1 protein-coding gene is annotated in these 2,333 nt (G+C 43.5%); it reads left to right on the top strand.

The annotated features are described in order from the left end of the window. Nucleotides 1-171: 171 nt before the first annotated feature. A partial coding sequence (locus tag IQ236_RS27455) for an AAA family ATPase (RefSeq protein WP_193872395.1) occupies nt 172-2,333 on the top strand: 2,162 nt, incomplete at its 3' end.

Raw genomic sequence — 2,333 nt, 5'->3', positions numbered from 1 at the left:
AACTTCACCCTAGAAATAGGAGTGGGAGAAATCCCAAAAAAACCGGGAATCGGCAAATACAACAATTTTTGTCGGTTCCCAATCCAATATTCACGGGGAATAAATTCCCCTGAGTCGTGTTTCCTCTGTTGTCTGAAGACGCGCTCGTTTCCACACTCCCATCCTACTTTTATGAGTGAAAATCAAGAACAACAAAGTCAAAGTCAATCCCCTAAAACGACCGATACCGGGAATTCTCCCCAAATTCCCATTCGTTCGTTGGTTCGCAAAAGTCGTGCAGAATGGCTGAAGGAACTTTGCACGAACTTGGAGGTGACGAAGACCCAACCCCCAACTTCTACTGAAGCACCGCATTCTGCTCCACTACCCAGAACAGCCAACCAGATTGTTCTTTATCAACCCCCACTCACCTCATCTTCCCCGAAACCGGAAAAACGAAAACGTTTTGTTTTCCCCAGAACCATTCCGGTTAACTTAGTTCCTCTAATCTTAGCGTTGTTGATTTTAGTTCCCGGCGGAATTGGGGTTTTAGCCGTGGGTCTATTGTTCCGTTTACCCGCTTTACCCAATTGTCCTAAAATTTTCTGGCCGGTAGCCTCTGCTTCGTTACGGTTATATTGTGCAGAATCTGCCGCTAATAAACAAACCGTTGCCGATTTATTAGTCGCCATTGATTTAGTCAATAGTTTACCAGAAGATCATCCTCTACGTCCCGAAATTAATCGCCAAATTGAACAATGGTCAATGGATATTTTAGATTTGGCTGAACAAATGTTCCAAGCGGGTCAACTCTCAGAAGCCATTGCCGCCGCAGAAAAAACCCCTGAACATACCCCGGCTGCTGCTCAAGTTTCTAAACGCATTGACCAATGGAATTCTATTTGGGATGAAGCGGAAAAAGTTTATGAGGAAACTGAGAATTTAATGCGCCAAGAAAAGTTGAATTTGGCGTTTAAAGAAGCCACATTATTATTAAATTTGGGGAATAATTATTGGGGGACAACTAAATATCAAGAACTCACAGATCGGATTGCAATTACCCGCGAAGATAGCCAAAAATTAGCCAAAGCTAGAAGTTTAATTGAACAGGGCAGTGTTGATAATTTGATTGCAGCTACAAAGTTAATTGATCAGCTTTCCCCTGAGAGTTATTTAAAAGATGCTGGACAAAAAGAAATTACCACCATCAGCAATAAAATTATGGCGTTGGCTGAAGAAACGCTCAAAAATGGCAATTGGCAAGAAGCGATTAATATTGTCAATAAAATTCCCAGTAGTGCCAATTTACAAGAAAATGTTAAGGATTTTGTTGTTTTAGCAAAAGCTAATGTTCCCGCTTTATTAGATACCGTTGCTGGATTAAAAGATGCGATCGCCCAAGCTCAAAAAATCGGTCGAGATCGCCCCCTTTATCAAAAAGCCCAAGAGTATATTAACAATTGGCAAGGATCAATTGCCGATGTTGCCACCTTAGAGCGGGCCAGACAATTAGCTCAACCCGGAGGCGTTAACGATCTCAGAGCGGCCATTGCCCAAGTTCAAACCATTCCCGCTTCTAACCCCCGTGGACAGGAAGCTAAAACTGAAATGGTGAGTTGGACACGTCGCATTGAAGAAATTGAAGATAAACCGTTATTAGACATGGCCGAACAATTGGCCAGTTTTGGAGATACGGATTCTCTCAAACAAGCCATCGCCCAAGCTCAAAAAATTGGTCGCGGACGGGCTTTATATGATAATGCCCAAAATCATATTGCGGAATGGAGAGATCGCAGTCAACGATTAGAATATCAACCGATTTTAGACCGAGCAGAACAGTTAGCCGCCGAAGGCAATTATGCAGAGGCCATTGCCCAAGCCCAACAAATCTCCTCCGGTATTGTCTTATATAGCACCGCTAATAGCAAAATTCGCCAATGGAAAACCCAACTCCGGGATGTCGAAAATCTCCAAAATTCAGAAACCCTAGCAGCACCAGGAACCCCGGATTCCTATGTAGCGGCTATTAATATGGCGAATAAAGTCTCGAATTCCAGCCGATTACGTTCACAAGTTGATCAACTCATTAATCAATGGAGCCAAAGTTTATTACAACTCGGCTTAGATCAATCCACTTATGATCTCCCTGGGGCGATTGGGATTTTAAAGAAAATTCCCCCTGGAACTAGCACTTATTCCCAAGCTCAAGCTCAAATTCAAGATTGGCAACAATGGTTAAATCCTCCAACTCCTCAACCGGAATATCAACCCCCCGTTGAAAACGTACAGCCCCCCGTTGAAGAGGTACAACCGCCCATTGAAGAGGTACAACCGCCCCCCGAACCCAATGAACC

The organism is Planktothrix mougeotii LEGE 06226 (assembly GCF_015207485.1).
In the GTDB taxonomy this organism is placed as follows: domain Bacteria; phylum Cyanobacteriota; class Cyanobacteriia; order Cyanobacteriales; family Microcoleaceae; genus Planktothrix.
The sequence above is the reverse complement of the archived record's forward strand: the minus strand, read 5'-3'. Positions and strand labels throughout refer to the sequence as shown.